1 pseudogene is annotated in these 458 nt (G+C 64.4%); it reads left to right on the top strand.

From position 1 onward, the window contains the following. Positions 1-166 precede the first annotated feature (166 nt). Positions 167-458 (top strand): annotated as a pseudogene (locus tag GYB81_RS24225) (C4-dicarboxylate ABC transporter); the annotation flags it as partial.

Raw genomic sequence — 458 nt, 5'->3', positions numbered from 1 at the left:
GTCAGCGACAGCATGCCAACAATAACCGGGCATCGATCCGGTAGTCCCCGAGGGGCGAGGCCGGCGTGATCCGCCAGGCCGAACCCTGCAAGCCATCCCAATTCGCATCCAGGCCCGCCAGTTTCGGCGCAGGCCTCGCCACGCGTTTTCCGTAAAAGGTATGTCGATGTTCAAGACCTCTCTGGCGGTTGCCCTCGCCACCCTGCTGTGCTCCGCCCAGGCCCTGGCCGAACCGATCCTGATCAAGTTCTCCCACGTGGTGGCGGAGGACACGCCCAAGGGCAAGGGCGCCCTGATGTTCAAGCGCCTGGCCGAGGAACGCCTGGCCGGCAAGGTGCAGGTGGAGGTGTATCCCGACTCCACGCTGTTCGGCGATGACGACGAGCTGCAGGCGCTGCGCGACAACAAGGTTCAACTGCTGGCGCCGTCGCTGTCGAAGTTCGAGCAGTACACCACTC

This window comes from Pseudomonas yangonensis, from assembly GCF_009932725.1.
Classification (GTDB): domain Bacteria; phylum Pseudomonadota; class Gammaproteobacteria; order Pseudomonadales; family Pseudomonadaceae; genus Aquipseudomonas; species Aquipseudomonas yangonensis.
This window is presented reverse-complemented; position numbering and strand designations above follow the sequence as displayed.